General features: G+C 71.1%; 19 protein-coding genes and 1 pseudogene. 8 read left to right on the forward strand and 12 right to left on the reverse strand.

What is annotated here, in order from left to right; genetic code table 11:
- Positions 1-9 precede the first annotated feature (9 nt).
- Together mtaB and dapF are read right to left on the reverse strand one after the other, a co-directional pair.
- Positions 10-1,227: a tRNA (N(6)-L-threonylcarbamoyladenosine(37)-C(2))-methylthiotransferase MtaB gene (gene mtaB, locus AAHG03_RS06355; RefSeq protein WP_342149570.1), complete on the reverse strand. Its 1,218-nt coding sequence runs from the start codon at positions 1,225-1,227 to the stop codon at positions 10-12.
- Positions 1,224-2,114 (reverse strand): diaminopimelate epimerase, encoded by an 891-nt coding sequence (gene dapF / locus AAHG03_RS06360; protein ID WP_342149571.1) that lies wholly within the window; start codon positions 2,112-2,114, stop codon positions 1,224-1,226. Before dapF ends, mtaB begins: the two co-directional genes overlap by 4 nt.
- 165 nt (positions 2,115-2,279) lie before the next feature.
- Between dapF and AAHG03_RS06365 the strand changes: the two genes are divergently transcribed.
- Together AAHG03_RS06365 and AAHG03_RS06370 are read left to right on the forward strand one after the other, a co-directional pair.
- Positions 2,280-3,032, forward strand: a complete 753-nt coding sequence (locus AAHG03_RS06365) for a GyrI-like domain-containing protein (RefSeq protein WP_342149572.1) — start codon at positions 2,280-2,282, stop codon at positions 3,030-3,032.
- A gap of 208 nt (positions 3,033-3,240) precedes the next feature.
- A complete protein-coding gene (locus tag AAHG03_RS06370; protein ID WP_342149573.1) occupies positions 3,241-3,999 on the forward strand; it encodes an endonuclease III domain-containing protein in 759 nt (252 codons plus the stop codon).
- A gap of 185 nt (positions 4,000-4,184) precedes the next feature.
- On the opposite strand, the gene AAHG03_RS06375 is transcribed toward AAHG03_RS06370, so the two are convergent.
- A complete protein-coding gene (locus AAHG03_RS06375) occupies positions 4,185-5,297 on the reverse strand; it encodes an SPL family radical SAM protein (RefSeq protein ID WP_342149575.1) in 1,113 nt (370 codons plus the stop codon).
- A 103-nt stretch (positions 5,298-5,400) separates the two neighbouring features.
- On the opposite strand from AAHG03_RS06375, the gene AAHG03_RS06380 reads away from it, so the two are divergent.
- Positions 5,401-5,691, forward strand: a complete 291-nt coding sequence (locus tag AAHG03_RS06380) for a hypothetical protein (protein ID WP_342149576.1) — start codon at positions 5,401-5,403, stop codon at positions 5,689-5,691.
- A gap of 15 nt (positions 5,692-5,706) precedes the next feature.
- On the opposite strand, the gene AAHG03_RS06385 is transcribed toward AAHG03_RS06380, so the two are convergent.
- Together AAHG03_RS06385 and AAHG03_RS06390 are read right to left on the reverse strand one after the other, a co-directional pair.
- Complete coding sequence (locus AAHG03_RS06385) at positions 5,707-6,156, reverse strand: DMT family transporter (RefSeq protein WP_342149577.1); 450 nt, start codon at positions 6,154-6,156, stop codon at positions 5,707-5,709.
- 62 nt (positions 6,157-6,218) lie between these two features.
- On the reverse strand, positions 6,219-6,614 hold the full coding sequence (locus tag AAHG03_RS06390) for a response regulator (protein ID WP_342149579.1): 396 nt from the start codon (positions 6,612-6,614) through the stop codon (positions 6,219-6,221).
- A gap of 178 nt (positions 6,615-6,792) precedes the next feature.
- Between AAHG03_RS06390 and proB the strand changes: the two genes are divergently transcribed.
- The 4 genes from proB to rsfS all read left to right on the forward strand — a co-directional run bounded on the left by proB (position 6,793) and on the right by rsfS (position 10,546).
- Positions 6,793-7,926: a glutamate 5-kinase gene (gene proB / locus AAHG03_RS06395; RefSeq protein ID WP_342149581.1), complete on the forward strand. Its 1,134-nt coding sequence runs from the start codon at positions 6,793-6,795 to the stop codon at positions 7,924-7,926.
- Between the two features lie 161 nt (positions 7,927-8,087).
- A complete protein-coding gene (locus AAHG03_RS06400; RefSeq protein WP_342149582.1) occupies positions 8,088-9,386 on the forward strand; it encodes a glutamate-5-semialdehyde dehydrogenase in 1,299 nt (432 codons plus the stop codon).
- Between the two features lie 18 nt (positions 9,387-9,404).
- Complete coding sequence (locus tag AAHG03_RS06405; protein ID WP_342149584.1) at positions 9,405-10,007, forward strand: nicotinate-nucleotide adenylyltransferase; 603 nt, start codon at positions 9,405-9,407, stop codon at positions 10,005-10,007.
- Positions 10,008-10,159: 152 nt separating this feature from the next.
- Entirely contained in the window at positions 10,160-10,546 is a 387-nt protein-coding gene (gene rsfS / locus AAHG03_RS06410) for a ribosome silencing factor (protein ID WP_342149585.1), read from the forward strand.
- Positions 10,547-10,704: 158 nt separating this feature from the next.
- Here the strand turns inward: rsfS and AAHG03_RS06415 are convergent, their stop codons facing one another.
- The 3 genes and pseudogenes from AAHG03_RS06415 to AAHG03_RS06425 form a co-directional block, all read right to left on the reverse strand.
- Positions 10,705-11,256 carry a GbsR/MarR family transcriptional regulator gene (locus tag AAHG03_RS06415; RefSeq protein WP_342149586.1) on the reverse strand — a complete coding sequence of 184 codons (552 nt, stop codon included), beginning with the start codon at positions 11,254-11,256 and terminating at the stop codon, positions 10,705-10,707.
- A gap of 470 nt (positions 11,257-11,726) precedes the next feature.
- Positions 11,727-12,840, reverse strand: a pseudogene (locus AAHG03_RS06420) (IS110 family RNA-guided transposase).
- A gap of 263 nt (positions 12,841-13,103) precedes the next feature.
- Positions 13,104-13,904 (reverse strand): IS110 family transposase, encoded by an 801-nt coding sequence (locus AAHG03_RS06425; protein WP_412759721.1) that lies wholly within the window; start codon positions 13,902-13,904, stop codon positions 13,104-13,106.
- A 28-nt stretch (positions 13,905-13,932) separates the two neighbouring features.
- Here AAHG03_RS06425 and AAHG03_RS06430 point away from each other — a divergent pair, with 28 nt between their 5' ends.
- Positions 13,933-14,193 carry a hypothetical protein gene (locus tag AAHG03_RS06430; protein ID WP_342149590.1) on the forward strand — a complete coding sequence of 87 codons (261 nt, stop codon included), beginning with the start codon at positions 13,933-13,935 and terminating at the stop codon, positions 14,191-14,193.
- Between the two features lie 225 nt (positions 14,194-14,418).
- Here the strand turns inward: AAHG03_RS06430 and AAHG03_RS06435 are convergent, their stop codons facing one another.
- From AAHG03_RS06435 to AAHG03_RS06450, 4 genes are all read right to left on the reverse strand, one after another.
- Positions 14,419-15,459 carry an aldose epimerase family protein gene (locus AAHG03_RS06435; protein WP_342149591.1) on the reverse strand — a complete coding sequence of 347 codons (1,041 nt, stop codon included), beginning with the start codon at positions 15,457-15,459 and terminating at the stop codon, positions 14,419-14,421.
- Positions 15,460-15,546: 87 nt separating this feature from the next.
- A complete protein-coding gene (locus AAHG03_RS06440; RefSeq protein ID WP_342149593.1) occupies positions 15,547-15,672 on the reverse strand; it encodes a hypothetical protein in 126 nt (41 codons plus the stop codon).
- Entirely contained in the window at positions 15,669-15,905 is a 237-nt protein-coding gene (locus tag AAHG03_RS06445) for a hypothetical protein (protein ID WP_342149595.1), read from the reverse strand. Before AAHG03_RS06445 ends, AAHG03_RS06440 begins: the two co-directional genes overlap by 4 nt.
- Positions 15,906-15,923: 18 nt before the next feature.
- Entirely contained in the window at positions 15,924-17,714 is a 1,791-nt protein-coding gene (locus AAHG03_RS06450; RefSeq protein WP_342149596.1) for an ABC transporter ATP-binding protein, read from the reverse strand.
- Positions 17,715-17,789: the final 75 nt, after the last annotated feature.

Consider the following 17,789-nt stretch of genomic DNA (forward strand, 5'->3'; position numbering starts at 1 on the left):
TCGCAGCGTCTACGCCGCGATCAGCACTTGTCCGTCGTGGCCGGTGATCGTCGCCTCGCGGATGTCTCCGGCCGGCACCTCGCTGCCGAACCGCACGCCGGAAAAATCCTCCGTCCGCCCCATCCCGCCCCGCTCCGTCAGCACCAGCCGGGTCTGGCCGACCGCCCCATCGAGATGGCACGCCAACGCCGCCGCCCCGGCCTCGCGCAGGCGCGCGGCACGGCTGCGGATGGCCTCCGGCGCCACCGCCGGCATCCGGGCGGCCGGCGTGCCGGGGCGGGGCGAGTAGGGGAAGACGTGCAGATGCGTCAGCCCGCATTCCGCCACGAGGTCGAGGGAGCGGGTGAACTGTTCTTCCGTCTCGGTCGGGAAACCCGCGATCAGGTCGGCCCCGAAGACGAGGCCGGGGCGCAGATCCCGCAGGGTCGCGCAGAAGCGGATCGCGTCGTCGCGGGAGTGGCGGCGCTTCATCCGCTTGAGGATCAGGTCGTCGCCGGCCTGGAGCGAGAGATGGAGATGCGGCATCAGCCGCGGCTCCTCCGCGAACGCCGCGATCAGGTCGGGATCGGCCTCGACCGAATCGATCGAGGACAGCCGCAGCCGCGCGAGATCGGGCACCGCCCGCAGGATCGCGCGGACGAGGCGTCCGAGGGTGAGGTCGGCGTCGAGATCGCGGCCGTAAGCCGTGAGATCGACGCCGGTCAGCACGACTTCGCGCCCGCCATGCTCGACGATGCGGCGCACCTGAGCCACGGCGTCGATGAGCGGCACCGAGCGGGAATGGCCGCGCCCGAACGGGATGACGCAGAAGGTGCAGCAGTGGTCGCAGCCGTTCTGCACGGGCACGAAGGCGCGGGTATGCCCGGCCATCCGGTCGATGCCCGTCGATTCGGCGTGACGCGCGGCCATGATGTCGGCGGGATCGTTCCAGCTCTCGGGCCGGAGCTTCACCGCATTGCCGACGAGGCGGGCCACCTCCGGCATCGCCGCGTAAGCCGCGCGCTCGACCTCGGCGCCGCAGCCCGTCACCACGATCTCGGCGCCCGGCCGCGTGCGGGCGAGCCGGCGGATCGCCTTGCGGGCCTGCCGCCCGGCTTCCGTCGTGACGGCGCAGGTGTTGACCAGCACAAGGTCGCGATCCGCGGCCCCGGCCTCGGCGCGGGCGCGCATCACCTCGGACTCGACGGTGTTGAGCCGGCAGCCGAAGGTCAGCGTCTCGACGCTCATCCGGCCGCCCCGGCAAAGACCTCGGGGGCGAAGGTGCCCTCCCCTTCGAGGAAGACCGGGCCGGTCATCAACACGTGGTCGTCGGCCCGCCACTCGATGGAGAGTTCGCCGCCCGGCAGCGCCACGCGGGCTGCGCGCCCGATCATGCGCAGGCGCGAGGCCGCCACCACCGTGGCGCAGGCGGCGGTTCCGCAGGCGAGCGTCAGCCCGGCGCCGCGCTCCCAGACGCGCAGCTTGATGGTGTCGCGCCCCGTCACCTGGGCGATGGAGATGTTGGCGCGCTCCGGGAAGAGCGGATGCGCCTCCAAGAGCGGGCCGATGCGACCGAGATCGAACGTGTCGGGGTCGCGCTCGACGAAGAAGATCGCGTGCGGGTTGCCCATGCTGACGGCGGCGGGCGAGTGCAGCACCGGATCGTCGATCGGCCCGACCTGCAATTCGATGCGCCGCGTGTCGGGGAACGGTTCGGCCAGCGGGATCTCGTCCCAGGCGAGCCTCGGTTGGCCCATGTCCACGGTGAAGGCGAGTTCGCCGACGCGGGTGACCGCGACGAGGCCGGCCTTGGTCTCCAGCGTCAGCCGCCCGCCCTCGGTCGGGCGCGCCATGGCCGGGTCGTCGTGCAGCGCGTAGGCGACGCAGCGGGTGCCATTGCCGCAGGCGCCCGATTCCGAGCCGTCGGTGTTGTAGATGCGCATGAACGCGTCGGTGCCGGGGCTCACCGGATCGTGCACGACCATGAGCTGGTCGAAGCGCGAGCGCGGGTCGGCGCCGATGGCGCGGGCTTCTTCCGCGGTGACGCGGATGTCGGTGCCGCGCAGGTCCAGCACCACGATGGCGTTGCCCGCGCCGTGCATCTTCAGGAAGCGGCGGTCTGCGAGAGGGCTCATGCGGCCTCTTTGTGCGGCTTGAGACGAGTCGGCCCGCCCCATAGCCCAAACCGCGTCTCGCGTCGCGGGAGCCGACGCGGGGCCGCTCTGCACCCTCGCGAAACCGACCGTTCGGCCCTAACGTTACGCACGGCCCGCGCCCGCCGCCGATTGGAGCCTCGCGCCTTGACCCGTCCCGCCCTCGTTGCCGCCGGCCTCCTGATCCTCGGCCCGCTCGCGGCCATGGCCCAGAACGCGCCGCCCCCTACCAACGCCCCCTCCCCGGCCGAGACCCAGCCGCTGCCGCTGACGACCGCGCCCGATCCGTCGAAATCCGGCCCCGGCACGGCGATGCCCGCCCCCGAGCAGGCGCCGGTGCGCAACCCCGGCACGTCCGATCCGGCCCCGGTCGCGCGGCCCGGCCCCTCGGCGCTGCCGACCCTGGTGCCGAGCCCCGGCGAGGCCAACGACGTCGACGAGGTGACGCTGCCGGCCAAGCCCGCGGCGATCGTCTCGGGGCAAACCAAGTGGGACGACGCGGTGGCGAGCCTCACCGATTCGTTCAAGCGGATCGAGACGGCGCTCGCCAAGGCCGGCCTCAAACCCGCCGGGCGCCCGCTCTCGGTCTTCACCAAGACGGAGGAGGACGGCTTCTCCTACGAGGCGATGATCCCGATCGAATCCGCACCCGCGGGTGGGGCCGAGATCGACGGCGTGCGCTTCGGTTCGACGCCGTCCGGCAAGGCGCTGCGGTTCAAGCACACCGGCACCTACGAGGAGATCGACGGCACCTACGAGACCCTGACGGCCTATCTCGAGGTGAAGGAGATCGACGTGCAGGACCGCTTCGTCGAGGAATACGTCAGCGACCTGAAGGGCGGCTCGGAAGAGAAGCTCGACATCAACATCTACGCGCTGCCCAAAGAGGCCACGAAGTAGCCGGCCGAGCCATCGCTCGGAACGAGCGATGGCACCGTATTCCGGGCGCGAAGAGCGCCCCGCGGAGCGGCCTCGGCTTTCAGCCGAGGCGTCTAGCGGAGCGAGAAGCCTAAGGTCGCGGATGCGACCGCCGGCGTTTGAGGCCCAGGGAAAAAGCAGAGCGAATGCTCTGCGGGAACCTGCGAGTCCGGTCGGCGATTCGGCTTTTATGCCGATGCTGCCCGGACTCGACACCCCCGCCCCGCGCCGCGCCCGCCGCGCGGAAGCACCCGCGCCGAGCGCGGCGCTGAAGGAGAAGGCGCTTGCAGTCCACCGCCGCCTCTGCGGCGTCTACGGCTGTCCGATTCCGTATTTCCACAGCCTCGACCCGCTCTCGGAGCTGATCTCCTCGCTCCTGTCCCACCGCACCCGTAACGCCGAGTCCGGCCGCGCCTTCAAGGCGCTGCGGGCGCGCTGGCCGGACTGGGCCGCGGTCGAGGCGGCCGAGACGCCCGAGATCGAGGACACCATCCGCGGCGTCACGTGGCCGGAGCTGAAGGCGCCGCGCATCAAGGCGGTTCTCTCGGCCGTGCGCGAGAGGAACGGCGCTCTGAACCTCGATTTCCTGGCCGATCTCGGCGTGGACGAGGCCCGCGCGTGGCTCCAGGCGATCCCCGGCATCGGGCCGAAGACCAGCGCGGCGGTGCTGTCGTTCAGCACGCTCCGGATGCCGGCGCTGCCCGTCGACAGCCATCACCACCGGGTGGCGCAGCGCACCGGGCTGATCGGCAAGAGCGTCGATGTCGGTCCGAGCCATCCGATCCTGCGGGCGCAGCTCCCCGACGACTGGTCGGCGCAGAAGCTCTACGACAATCACGAGGTGCTGATGCTGCACGGGCAGAAGGTGTGCTTCCACCACAGCCCGGCCTGCGCCGGATGCGTGCTGCTCGATATGTGCCCGACGGGGCAGGCGCGGATGAAGCGGTAGCGCGACGGCCGCGCTCCACTGCGTCAGCAATCCAACCTAACCCCCTCATCCTGAGGTGCGCAGCGAAGCGGAGCCTCGAAGGAGGGCTCCAGAGGATCGCGCGACTTCTGGAGCCCTCCTTCGAGGCTGCTGCGCAGCACCTCAGGATGAGGGGGTTGGATGGGAGGAGGCGAGCAAAACGGCCGTCAGGTCCAATACAGAATCCTCGCGAACGGCAGCCGCGCACCGATCCGCTCGTAAAAATACCCCCGCATCTCGCGCATGATCTCCGTCGGCAGTACGTATTTCACCGAGCCGAACTTCGTGAACTTGCGGCTGCGCTCGTCCTCGCGCATCGGCAGGTCGGAGCCCGGATACCAGCCCGCCAGCACCTCCTTCGAGCCCGGCGTGAAGCGGTGGGTGATGAGTTCGACCGTCAGGTCCGGCGCCTTCACGCGCACGAGCGCGTCCGCGGCGTCGGCGAGCAGCGCGTCGTAGGCCGCGCGCCAGCCCTCCACCGGCAGGATCGGCGCGATGGTGAGGCCGACGGGGTAGCCGGCTTCCGCCACCGCGCCCATCGCGGAAAGCCGCTCGGCGAGCGGCGCGGTCCCGCCCTCGTAGCGGGCGGCGGGTGCGGCGTTGACCGAGAAGCGGATGCGGGTGCGCCCGCGATGCGGCAGGTCGAGCAGCGGGCCGACCGCGGCGAACTTGGTGGTGAAGCGCAGCTGCACGGGCGCGTCCCAGGCGCCGAAATGCCGGATCGCCGCCGAAAGGGAGCCGGTCAGGTGCTCGATACCGAGGGGATCGGTGTAGCAGGAGGCCTCGAAGGTGGTGCCCTCCACGGCGCGCTCGACGGAGGCGCTGGTGACGCCGCCGCGGCCGACATAGTCGCTCAAGTTCCCCAGGATCGCGTCGAGATTGGCGTAGGCGCGCGTCACCGGCGGGCCCGAGAGCGAGCCGGCGAGGTAGCAGTACTGGCAATGCGCCGGGCAGCCCTCGGCGAGGTCGAAGCGCCAGTCGGCGCTCGGCGGGATCGGCTGGAGCTTCAGCTTCGAGGGCGGCGCCACGACAATGGCCAGCGTCGCCTTGGCCTCGGCATAGGCCCGGCGCGGATCGCCCTTGGGCGCAGCGATGCGGTTGCTCGCCAGATACTCCACCGGCAGCCCCTCGGCCTCCGCCCGCTCGGCCATGGCGCGGCCGTGGGCATGCGCCAAGGCGGCCGGCGTGACCAGCACCCGGCGCGGGCGCCAGAGGCGGGCCGGCTTGGAGCGGGTCTCCCGCGGGCGCGCATCGGGCGGAAGGTCGAGGGCGTCGATCATGCCGGGGCAACCCGCGCGGCGGCCCCGCGGGTCCGCCCGTCGCGGAACCGCGTCTGCTTCCACGCGCTGAATCGGGCAAGCATACCGCGAGGAAGGGAGCGCAATGGCGGAGTGGGAGACGAAGCGGCAGGCCCTGGCGGAACTCGCGGCCCGCCGGCTCGGCCTCGGCGATCCGGCCGGGCTCGACCCCGACGAGCGCGCGACCCTCGACCGCGAGGTGGAGGCGCTGGCCGACCGGGCCGACCCTACCGCCCCCGCGCCGACCGACCCGGACGAGGCGCGGCTGCACCGGGCCGCCGCGGAATACCGCGCCGCGCGACAGCTCCGGGCCGACGAGGACAACGTGCGCCTCGCCGAGCGCGGCGAAGTCTTCGCGCCCGAGGACGACGCCTGAAGCGCCGTCGCGCGGTCAGAACAGGGTGATCAGCGCCACGCCCGCGATCAGCAGCACCGCGCCGAGAATGCGAAAAACATTGGCCTCGTGGACCGGGACACCCATCAGCCCGAAATGGTCGAAGGCGAGCGAGGCCAGCATCTGGCCGACGATGATTAGGGCAATCAGCGAGGCCGCGCCGATGCGCGGCAGCAGAAACACCGAGCCGATGATGTAGAGCGCCCCGAGCCCGCCCCCGGTCCAGGCGTACCAGGGCGCTCTCCCCGCCGCGCCGAGCGTCGGCAGGCTCTCGCGCAGGATCGCGATGACGACGAGCACCGCGATGCCGCCGACGGCGAAGTTGGTGAAGCCCGCCCACAGGCCGGAGCCGAGCGCCCCGCGCAGCTTCGCGTTGGCCGCCTGCTGCACCACGAAGGCGACGCCGGCGCAGGCCGCCGCGAGGTAGAATCCGATCGGTGAGGTCAAGGGTCCGGGCTCCCGCCGCGTCAGGGTCGAGGCGGGGAAGCTGTGGCGCGGGCGTGTGGCGTCTATCCCTGCGGCAGCAGACGGCTCACGGCGGTGAGCACCGCGGCGAGCGCCACCGGCTTTTCCAGGCACGGCAGCCCGATATGGGCCTCGGACAGGCTGGAGCACTCGTAGCCGGTGACGAGGAGCAGCGGCACCCCTAGCGCCACCAGCCGATCGACCAGGGGCTCGGCCCGCTCGCCGCGCAGGTTCATGTCGATCACCGCCGCGTCGAGTTCGGGTTCCGGCGCGAGCAGCGCCAGCGCCGAGGCGAGCGTGCCGGTGGGGCCGAGCACGAGGGCGCCGGCTCGGCGCAGGCCGGTCGAGAGCTCGTCCGCCCAGAAGTAGTCGTCCTCGATCACGAGCACGCGCCGACCGCGCAGCAGGCTCTCCCAGGCGCGGTTCTCGGGCAACGGCATGCTCTCGCCAACGCCGCCGGATCGGCGGTCCTCACTCACGCGGAATTGTACACGCTTCGTGCCCGGAAAGGAAAACCGGAGCGCTTCGCCCGGGGGCGGCACCCATGCGCCCCGCCCGTCTGGTCAAGGCCGACCGCTTGAGGCACAGGAACGGCGTCGTCCGCTTCTCGCTCTGCCTATGTCAGTGCTTCAGCCGCCCGCCCTCGAAGAGTTCCGCCGCGTCGTCGTCAAGGTCGGCTCCGCGCTGCTGGTCGACAGCGCCCGCGGGCGCCTGCGCCATGCTTGGCTCGCCGCGCTCGCCGAGGACATCGCCGATCTGCATGCACGCGGCGTCGATGTGCTCGTGGTCTCGTCGGGCGCCATCGCGCTGGGCCGCACCGTGCTCGGCCTGCCGCCGGGCCCGCTGCGGCTGGAGGAGAGCCAGGCCGCGGCCGCCGTCGGGCAGATCGCGCTCGCCCGCCACTGGACCGAGGTGCTCGGGCACCACGGCATCGTCGCCGGTCAGGTGCTCGTCACCCCGAAGGACACCGAGGAGCGCCGCCGCTACCTCAACGCGCGAGCGACCGTGCAGAAGCTCCTGGAAGTCCGCGCCGTGCCGGTCGTCAACGAGAACGACACGGTGGCGACCATCGAGATCCGCTACGGCGACAACGACCGCTTGGCCGCCCGCGTCGCCACCATGATCGGCGCCGACGTGCTGGTGCTGTTCTCCGACATCGATGGGCTCTACACCGCCCCGCCCCACACCGACCCGGACGCCCGCCATCTGCCCGTGGTCGAGCGGGTGACGCCGGAGATCGAGGCGATGGCCGGCGGCCCCGCCTCGGAACTCTCCCGCGGCGGCATGCGCACCAAGGTCGAGGCCGCCAAGATCGCGGCCTCCGGCGGCACCCACATGGTCATCGCCGATGGGCGCCGAAAGAACCCGCTGCGCACCATCCGCGAGGGCGGGCGCTGCACGTGGTTCCTCTCCGGCTCGACGCCCACCGCCGCGCGAAAGACCTGGATTGCCGGGGCGTTGGAGCCCTCGGGCACGCTCGTCGTCGATGCCGGCGCGGCCCAGGCGCTGCGCGGCGGGGCGAGCCTGCTGCCGGTCGGCGTCACCGGCATCGAGGGGCGCTTCGCCAAGGGCGACGCCGTGCTGATCCGCGGGCCGGAAGGCCGTGTGCTCGGCCGCGGCCTCGTCAACTACGACAGTTCCGAGGCCGCCGCGATCATCGGCCGGTCCAGCCGCGACATCGCAGCAGGCGCGGCCCAGCCGGGGCGCACCGAGATGATCCACCGCGACGACCTCGCCATGGTCGGAAGCTGACCGGCATCATCCCGCGCATCGCTCCGCTGCGATGAAATATCATGCCGGCAACCCGCCGCATGCGCTTGTTCAACCCCCGCGCGTCGTGCGAAGGGGCCCATCATTCTCCATATGGATGAGCCATATGGACTGAAACCGACGCCAATCAGGGAAGCGGGAACGTGCCGGTCCTGAACCTCAAGTCCGATTTCGCGGGTGCCGACGACCTCGCCACTCAGATGGCCGAGATCGGCCGGCGCGCCCGCGCGGCGAGCCGCGGCATCGCGCTCGCCTCCGCCCAGGCCAAGGATCTCGCGCTCCGCGCGGTCGCCGAGAGCATCCGCGAGGCCGCGCCGACGATCCTTCGCGAGAACGCCCGCGACGTCACCGCCGCCAAGGCCGCGGGCCTCACTGCCGCGATCATCGACCGGCTGACGCTCGACGAGGGCCGCGTCGCGGCCATCGCCGACGCCGTCGACAAGGTCGCCGGCCTCGCCGATCCGGTCGGGCGCCAACTCGCCGCCTTCGAGCGGCCGAACGGCCTGCTGATCGAGCGCATCTCGGTGCCGCTCGGCGTCGTCGGCGTGATTTTCGAGAGCCGCCCCAACGTCACGGCCGATGCCGGCGCGCTCTGCCTCAAGGCCGGCAACGCCGCGATCCTGCGCGCCGGCTCGGATTCGCACCGCACCGCCACCGCCATCGCTACCGCCATGAGCGAGGGGCTGGCCCGCTCCGGCCTGCCCGCGGATGCGATCCAACTCGTGCCCACCCGCGACCGCGCCGCGGTCGGCCTGATGCTCGCGGGCCTCGATGGCTGCGTCGACGTGATCGTGCCCCGCGGCGGGCGCAGCCTCGTCGAGCGCGTCCAGTCCGAGGCCAAGGTGCCGGTCTTCGCCCATCTCGACGGCGTCTGCCACGTCTATGTCGGGGCGCAGGCCGATCTCGGCATGGCCCGCACGGTGCTCCTGAACAGCAAGATGCGCCGCACCGGCATCTGCGGCGCTGCCGAGACGCTGCTGGTCGATGCCGCGGTCGCCGGGACCCACCTGAAGCCCCTGGTCGAGGCGCTGCTCGAATCCGGCTGCGCGGTGCGCGGCGACGAGGCGGTCCGCGCCGTCGATCCGCGGGTGACCTCGGCGAGCGAAGCCGACTGGCGCACGGAGTATCTCGACGCGATCATCTCGGCCCGCGTGGTCGATGGGCTGGATGCTGCCATCGCCCATATCGAGGCCAACGGCTCGCACCACACCGACGCGATCATCACCGACGACACCGAGGCGGCGACCCGCTTCCTCAACGAGGTCGATTCCGCCATCGTCGTGCACAACGCCTCGACCCAGTTCGCCGATGGCGGCGAGTTCGGTTTCGGCGCCGAGATCGGCATCGCCACCGGGCGGATGCACGCTCGCGGCCCCGTCGGCGTCGAGCAGCTGACAACCTTCAAGTACCGCGTCCACGGCAGCGGCCAGACCCGGCCGTGACCGCCCGCTGACCGGCGCTTGCGCACGGACCTCCTGCCGCCGGCCGCTCCCGGCCAGCGGATCGGCCTCTACGGCGGCTCGTTCAACCCGGCCCATGCCGGCCATCTCCATGTCGGCCGCACGGCGCTCCGGCGCCTGCGGCTCGATCGGGTGTGGTGGCTCGTCACCCCCGGCAATCCGCTGAAGGATCTGGGGGAGTTGGCGCCGCTGAGCGCGCGAATCGCTGAGGCGCGCCGCGTCGGTGCCGATCCGCGCATCGTCGTCACCGGGTTCGAAGCGGAGATCGGCATCCGCTACACCGTGGACACCCTGCGCTGGCTGCGCCGCCGCCGGCCCGATCTCCGCTTCGTCTGGATCATGGGCGCCGACTCCCTCGGCAGCTTCCACCGCTGGCGCCACTACGAAGCGATCGCGGCGCTGATGCCGATCGCGGTGATCGACCGCCCCGGCCATACGCTCACCGCCATCGCCGCCCGCGCCGCCCAGCGCTATGCCGCTGCCCGGCTGCCGGAGGCGGAAGCCCCCACCCTCCCGTCCCGCAAACCTCCGGCCTGGGTGTTCCTGCACGGCCCGCGCTCGGCGTTGTCCTCGACGGCGTTGCGGGAGGGCCGGAGCCCCTGAATGGTGCGAAACCGTTCACGCTGCCCGGCCTGGGCATGGCCGTAGGGCGTTTGGCGAACTTGAAAAGCGTCGAGAAAGCCGCCAATTTCAGCACGCTGGCGGAATCGCCGCGCGCCGTTCGTTACGCAGGAACCCGGACACTGACCGAGACCGTGACCCAGGGAGCCGCCGGCTCCGATGCCCAGGCCGCCGCGTCCGGCGCCCTCAAGGCCCTTGCCCTCGGCTGCCTCGACGAGATGAAGGCCGAGGAGACCGTCGAGATCGACCTCGTCGGCAAGACCTCGCTCGCCGACACGATGATCATCGCCTCCGGCCGCTCGCAGCGCCATGTCGGCTCGATCGCCGACAAGATCATCCAGGAGATGAAGAACCAGGGCTTCGGCAACGCCCGCGTCGAGGGCCTGCAGGCCTGCGACTGGGTGCTGATCGATGCGGGCGACGTCCTCGTCCACATCTTCCGCCCCGAGGTGCGCGGCTTCTACAACCTCGAAAAGATCTGGGGTTCCGACCGGCCGAGCGGGCACCTGCTCGCGGGCTGACGGCCCGCGAAGTAGTTTGATTTCTAGTGAGCCTCAGTCGCCGGCGCCCGCCTCCGCGGGCTCAGGCTTTCGCTCCGCTCGACGCCTCGGCAAAGCCGAGGCCCGCTGCGCGCGGCGCTCTTCGCGCCGCGAAGCCGCTACGCGGCTTCGAAGACTCCTCATTTTACCGGTAGATAGCGCACGATCCCGGCGCCGAGCCGGATCAGCTTGGCCAGCGTGTTGTGGGGCACCCGCAGCATCTGCGCGTACCAGCCGTCGAGCGTCTCGGTGAAGTCGAGCATCGCCTTGAGGCGCCGGTTGGCGACCGCGCCGACCGCCGGATCGCCCTTGGCGTCCGCCACGCAGGCGCGGAGCGCCACGATGGCCGGATCGATCTCGCGCTCCTTGCGCCCGGCGGCGATGCGCGTGACCATCTCCCACAGGTCGGTCTCGGCGACGTAGAAGTCGCGCCGCTCGCCGAGCACCGGCACCCGCCGGATCAGGTGCCAGCCGGCCAGCTCCTTGAGCGAGGTCGAGACGCTGGAGCGGGCGATCCCGAGCGTCCCGGCGATGTCCTCGGCGGCGAGCGGCCGGTCCGACAGATAGAGCAGCGCATGAATCTGCGCGACCGACCGGTTCACCCCCCACTGCCCGCCGAGATCGCCCCAGTGCAGCACGAAGCGCTCGACGGCGGCAGGAAGTTTTTGAGGGATTTCCGAAATTTCGGTCATGACTGAAATTTCGGATTTGGGTGGTGGGATGTCAAGGGCGCGGTCGTTGGGTCGCAGGGGGCGATCAAGCGGCTGTCCGCGTCGCAATGCCGACGCTCGCGCCACGGCATCCAAAAGACCCTCACCGTCATTGCGAGGCGAAGCCGAAGCAATCCATGTGTGGACGGCCCCCTTCTCGCAAGGTGGTCGGATGAGATTTCCGGGGCTGCGTTCGCTTGCCTCCATGTGTCTGGCCTGTTCGCGCAGCATGGGAGCTGCCGGCCAAGATGGGGTCCGCGACGGAGGATCCACACAGAGCGACGACCTGAGATCGGCCACTGGATTGCACGGTTGATCCCCTGTCCCGGATCGAACGATCCCGGTTCCTCATCTCCCGCTTGCAAGCACGTCACGCGGCCGGGTCCAGTTCGGGCCTGGCCGCCCGATGGGGGTCTGCGGCGCTTGTGGCGCCGCCAAGGCGAGGAGCGCCGTCAGGCGGTCGCCGGCTGCGGTCCCGCCGCGGGCAGGGCCGGCATCCGGTAGCGCTCGCCGCTGAGCATCAGCCTCCAGGCGATGCGGGCGATCTTGTTGGCCAGCGCCACCGCCACCAGCTTGGGCGGCTTGCGCATCAGCAGCGCCCGCACCCAGGCCTGCAGCCGCGGCTCGGCCCCGCCCACGCTCCCAGGATCGCTCTTCGGTCCGCTCTTCGGCTTCGCGTCCCGCACCCGCCAGACGATGGCGGTCGCCCCTACCACGAGCAGGCTGCGCAGCATCGGGTCGCCTGCCCGGGTGATCACCCCCAGCCGCGTCCGGCCCGCCGTCAAGTGGTTCTTGGGCGTCAGCCCCAGCCACGCCGCATAGTCGCGCCCCGTGGCGAACCGGCCGGGATCGGGCGTCTTCATCACCAGAAACGCCGCGATCAGCGGCCCCACCCCCGGGATCGCGGACAGGCGCCGGGCCGGCTCGCTCTGCGCCGACCACGCCCGCATCCGCCGATCGATCGCGGTGATGCGCGCGCATAGGGCGGCGTACTCCGCCTCCATCTCGGCAAACAGCGCCCGCGCCAGCTCCGGAATCTCGGCCGTGCGCAGGCGCACCAGCAACGGCGCGATCGCCGCCGCCCCCTTGGCCGCGATCAGCCCGAACTCGCTCGCATGCCCGCGGATCGTGTTGGCCAGTTGCACCCGCTGGCGCACCAGCCGCATCCGCTGCCCCGCCAGCATCAGCGCCGCCTGCTGCTCGGGCGTCTTGACCGGCACGAAGCGCATGCTCGGCCGGCTCACCGCCTCGCACAAGGCCGCCGCGTCCGCCGCGTCGCTCTTGCCCCGGCTGACATACGGTTTGGCCAGCTGCGGCGCGATCAGCTTCACCGTGTGCCCCAGCCGCGTCGGCTCCCGCGCCCAGTGGTGCGAGGCGCCGCAGGCCCTCATCCTGAGCCTGTCGAAGGGCAAGCGCCACCAGCGTCGGCGGATGCTGGGTGAAGAAGGCCAGCACCTTCTCCCGCCGCAACTGACGCCGCAGCACCGGCTGCTCGGCCGCGTTCACCCCGTGCAGCTGAAACAATTGCTTCGACGTGTCCACCCCGATGCGGATACACTGCTTCATGGACGGTCCCTCCTGATGAAGTCTTCGACAACCTCATCATGGCACACCGATGCCGTCAGGGGCCGTCCACCCCAACAGCGCTCCGCACTCACCGGAAAGGGCGCGCCGTCGTGCCCGGACCGTCGGTCGCCGCGCCTCGTCTTGCCGCGTCGCGCTCTGGATTGCTTCGGCTCCGCCTCGCAATGACGGTGAGGGTCGTCGGAGGCGGCTGAGACCCGGTGTGCCCGCCTCATCCGATCCATCTTCCTCATCCTGAGCAACCGTTATCCGGGCCTGCCCTCCGGCACCCACGGTGTGTTCCTGGCGAGGACGGCGTTGGCGTAGGTGAGCAGCTTGCGGGCGCAGGCGACGAGCGCCTTCTTGTGGGTCTTGCCACGGTCGATCAGGCGGGTGCGCAGGGCGATGAGCGCCGGGTTCCAGCGGTGGGAGGCGGGCAGCGCGGCGGTGTAGAGGGCGGTGCGCACGCGGGCGCGTCCGCCGGCGATGTGGCGCTCGCCTTTGTGTTCTCCGCTGTCGTGATCGTACGGGGCGAGACCGGCGAGGCTGGCGGCCTGTTCGCGCGACAGGCTTCCCAACTCGGGCATCAGCACGACGAGGCGCACCGCCGTCTTCTCGCCGAGCCCCTGGATGGAGCACAGCAGGTCGAGGCGCTCGGCCAGATCGGGCTCGGCTCGAACCTTGGCGAGCAGGCGGTCGAGCTCGCGCTCGACGCGGGCATCGGCCCGGCGGATGTCGGCTTCGAGCTGGCAGCGCAGGCGCGGGTCGTGCTGGTGCTCCAGGCGCAGGCGGGCGCGGGCGGCGTCGTCCATGGCCTGCTCGTTGAAGACGAGGTGGTCGGCCAGGGGCTGGAGGCGCGGATCGGGGGCGCTGCGCTCGGGCTGGTGCTCGGTGATGAGCGCGGTGAAGGCCGCGATCAGGCGTGCGTCCAGGCGATCGTTCTTGGCTCGCTGCAGGCGCGCCTTGGCGAAGGCCTTGATCTGCCGGGGCTGGTGCAGGCTGACCCGAAAGCCGGCCGCCCGCAACGCGGCGACCACACCGCGTTCGTAGCCGCCGGAGGCCCTCATCCTGAGCCTGTCGAAGGACGATACCGACATGCTCCACGCCGTGCGCCTTGAGGTGGGCGATCAGCGCGGGCCAGCCGTCGGCGTTGTTGGTGACGCGCTGCACGTCGGGCTGGGTGTGCAGGGCGAGGTCGAGGTGGAGTTTGCCGGTATCGATCCCGGCGACGGGTTTGGTATGTTGGGCCATCTTCGTCGTCCCATCCTTGCGATGCGAACCGGGCGTTCTTTCAACCATCCGGGTCCGATGAAGAGGGCGACCGCGATCAGGCTCAGGATCAGCCCCGAGGGCTGAGGTGCGTCAGGATCCGACGGTCGCCGCCGGATCGAGGGTGGCCACCCTCGATCCGGCATCCCTCGCGGGATGAGGCCACTCTGCCATGGATCGCTAATACAAGGTGCCGCGTAAGCGGCCTCGAAGGAGGGCTCCAGCGGATCGCGCGACTTCTGGAGCCCTCCTTCGAGGCTCCGCTTCGCGGAGCACCTCAGGATGAGGGTCAGGGTGGGATCGAGCCGGCGCTCACACCGTCGAGAACCGGTACACCGTGCTCGACACGAACCGTTGCCCCGGCCGGATCACCGTGCTCGGGAAGTCCGGGCGGTTCGGCGCGTCGGGAAACGCTTGCGTCTCGAAGCAGACGCCGTCGCCCGACCGGTAGGTGCGGCCGGACGGGCCGACCAGCGTGCCGTCGAGGTTGTTGCCGGTGTAGAGTTGCAGGCCCGGTTGCGTGGTCGCGACCTCAAGGCGTCGCCCGCTGACCGGATCGAGGCAAATCGCCGCCGGGCGCAGGGTGTCGCCGGGTTCGCGCAGCACGAAATTGTGGTCGTAGCCCTTGGCGATCACGATCTGCGGGTCGCCCGCGCGGATGCGGGCGCCGAGCGGGGTCGGTTCGCGGAAATCGAACGGCGTGCCCGCCACGTCGCGGATTTCGCCGGTCGGCACCTGCGTCGCGTCGGTCGGCGTGAAGGCGTCGGCGAAGACCGCGACTTCGTGGCCGAACACGTCGCCGGCCCCCTCGCCCGCGAGGTTGAAATAGCTGTGGTTGGTCAGGTTCACGACCGTCGGCCGGTCGCTCCAGGCGCGGTAGTCGATCCGGAGCGTCCCGTCCTCGGGCAGGCTGTAGACCACCTCGGCGTCGAGGTTGCCGGGAAACCCCTCTTCCCCGTCCGGGCTGCGTCGCGCCAGCGCCAGCCGCGTGGCCTCGGCCGCCGCGACGCGCCAGTTGCGCTTGCCGAAGCCGGTTGGGCCGCCGTGGAGGGTGTTGGGGGGCGCGTTGACGGGAAGCGCGTAGGTCCGACCGTCGAGGGTGAAGCGCCCGCCCGCGATCCGGTTGGCGTAGCGGCCCGCCACCGCGCCGAAATGCGGGCTCAGGGTCTCGTAGGCTTCGACCGAACCCAGCGCGAGGACGACGTTGGCGGTGCGTCCCTCGCGGTCCGGCACCGCGATGGAAGTGATCGCCGCGCCGTAGGTGATGATCTCGACCCGCATCGCCCCACGCACCAGCGCATGGCGGGTCACAGCCTCGCCGGCGGCGGTGCGTCCGAACAATGCGGGTGTCATGCGGTGCGTCCCTCGTGTCCCGCGAGACTACGCGCGAAGGGGGACGCCGGTGGCAGCGCCCGGCTCATTTTCGTGGGCGAAAAAAGCTCACTCGGCCGGGTCGTTGCGGTGGCGGCGGTCGAGGTCCCATTCGTGCAGGCGAACGGCGGCGTAGCCCATCGCGAGGACGATGAGCGGCATGACGATGAAGGCGACGACGAACGATCCGTTCACGCTTCCAGCCTCCTCAGAGCCCGCCTCGCCAGCAGATGTAGTCCGACCGCGGCGACCAGCCAGCCGATCCCACCGGCGATCAGTCTCGCCGGAGACAGATAGGCCTGCAACCCGCCGACATTATAGAGATACCCCGCGATCGGCGTCGCGATCCCCACGGTGAAGCACGAGGTCGCCGCCGTGTTCGGGGCAGTCGCCAGCAGCTTCGTCTGCTCGTTGTCGATCAGGCTCATCGGAGCCGAAGCTTAGCATCACGACCGGTCGGCGCCAGCCCGGTTGAGGCCGGAATCGTCCGACAACTGGAGCCTGTGCAGCCGCGCATAGGTGCCGCCCGCGGCCACAAGCTCCTCGTGGCGGCCGAGTTCGACCACGCGGCCGGCCTCCAGTACGGCGATGCGGCCGGCCTCGCGCACGGTCGAGAGGCGGTGGGCGATGACCAGCGTGGTGCGGCCGCGCATCAGCCGCTCCAGGGCCGCCTGCACCAGATGCTCGGATTCGGAATCGAGCGCCGAGGTCGCTTCGTCGAGGAGCAGGATCGGCGCGTCCTTGAGGAAGGCACGGGCGAGCGAGATGCGCTGGCGCTCGCCCCCCGACAAGCGTCCGCCGCTCGGGCCGACGCGAAACTCGTAGCCCTCGGCGAGCCGTTCGATGAAGCCGTGGGCGGCGGCCGCGCGGGCCGCCGCCTCGATCTCGGCGGGCGTAGCGCCGGGGCGGCCGAAGCCGATATTGGCGGCCACCGTGTCGTCGAACAGCACGACTTCCTGCGACACCACGGCGACGGTGGCGCGGAGAGAACTCAGCGTCACGTCGCGCAGGTCCTGCCCGTCGATCAGGACGCGGCCCGCGGTGACGTCGTGCAGCCGCGGCACGAGGTTGAGGAGCGAGGATTTTCCCGAGCCCGAGCGCCCGACGAGCGCTGTGGTCGAGCCCGCGGGCACGACGAGGTCGATGCCCTCCAGGGCCGGCGCGTCGGCGCGGTAGCGGAAATGCACCCCCTCGAAGCGGATTTCGCCCGCGGTAACCGTGAGTGCCCGCGCGCCCGGCTTCTCGCGGATGGTCGGCGCCTCGTCCATCAGGGCGAAGTAGCGGGTCAGCGCGGCCGACGCCTCCTGCAGGATGGCGTTGAGGGTGCCGAGGGCGCGAGCCGGCTGCGCGGCGAGCAGGAGGGCAGCGACGTAGCCGGTGAAGTCGCCGACCGTCCGGTCGCCCGACATCACCCGCTGGCCCACCAGCACCAGGACGCCGGCCACCGCGAAGCCCCCGCCGACTTCGAGCAGCGGGTCGAGCCGGCCGCGGGCGTTGGCGGCCTTCATCTTGAGGCGGCGCACCTCGTCGAGCGCCTGTGAGGCGCGGCCCTTGAGGTAGCCTTCCAGCGCGTAGGTCTTGGCGACGCGCGCCCCTTGCAGGCTCTCGGTGATGAGGCTCGCGGTCGCGCCCATCTGCTCCTGCGTCGTGGTCGAGACCCGGCGCAGCTTCTTGCCGATCTTCCCGATGGGTCCGGCGACGAACGGCACCGTGACGGCGGCGGCGAGCGTCAGCAGCGGGTCCATCCAGACCAGCGCGATCACCAGCGCGATCAGCATGGCGAGGTCGCGCAGGAGCACCGTCGAGATGCGGGTCAGCGCCTCCTTGATGAAGGCGAAGTCGGTGGTGAAGCGCTGGGTGAAGGCGGCCGGGCTCTCGCGGCCGAGCTGCGCCAGGTCGGCCTCGATCAGGTGGCCGTAGAGCGCCGCCTGCATGTCGGCCTCGATGCGGGTGACGACCTTATTGGTCAGTACCGTCTGCCCGAACAGGGCGAAGCCCCGCACCGAGGTGACCGCGATGACGACGAGGGGCCCGTAAGCCAGCGCGGACGAATCCTTGTGGTCGAACGCGTCGAAGGCGGCCTTGATCAGCGCCGGATACAGGCCGGTCGCGGCGCCGACGATGGCGATGAGCACCAGCACAACGGCCAGCGTGCCGCGATGGGGCGACAGCCATTCGCGCCAGAGCCGGCCGAGCAGGGGAAGGGTGTCGCCCCTCAGGAGCGGCCGGCGCGCCATATCGTTCCGTGTCTTTCCGCGGGAAGCCGGAGGGCTCCCGCGGGGTTTGCCGCCGTAACGGCCTCGGATCAAGCG

Origin of the sequence: Methylorubrum subtropicum (genome assembly GCF_038442325.1) — a bacterium.
Classification (GTDB): Bacteria; Pseudomonadota; Alphaproteobacteria; order Rhizobiales; family Beijerinckiaceae; genus Methylobacterium; species Methylobacterium subtropicum.